The sequence below is a fragment of the Bacillus sp. mrc49 genome, assembly GCF_002803435.1.
This window is the reverse complement of the sequence record NZ_PHNG01000366.1, coordinates 1-287: the sequence shown is the minus strand read 5'-3', so window position 1 is coordinate 287 and position 287 is coordinate 1. Positions and strand designations below refer to the sequence as shown.

Below are 287 nucleotides of genomic sequence, written 5' to 3'. Positions count from 1 at the left end.
GCGCTTTACGAAGCTTAATCAACCAAAAACAGATCATAAAATGAACTTGGAATTTGGCGGGCTGGTTATTTCTCCTGATCAGCGCACCGTAAATTTATATGGTGAAAACATTGAACTTACCCCAAAGGAGTTTGATATTTTGCATTTATTGGCCAGTCATCCAAAGAAGGTTTATAGTGTGGAAAACATTTTCCAGCACGTTTGGGACCAAGCTTATTTTGAAAGTGGAAATACCGTTATGGTACATATCCGCACGTTACGAAAAAAACTGGAAAAAGATACACGGA

General features: G+C 38.3%; 1 protein-coding gene. It reads left to right on the top strand.

Annotation, left to right across the window (positions count from 1 at the left end; all coding sequences use genetic code 11):
• The coding region (locus tag CVN76_RS02345) for a winged helix-turn-helix domain-containing protein (protein ID WP_198512442.1) at positions 1-287 on the top strand (287 nt) is incomplete at both ends.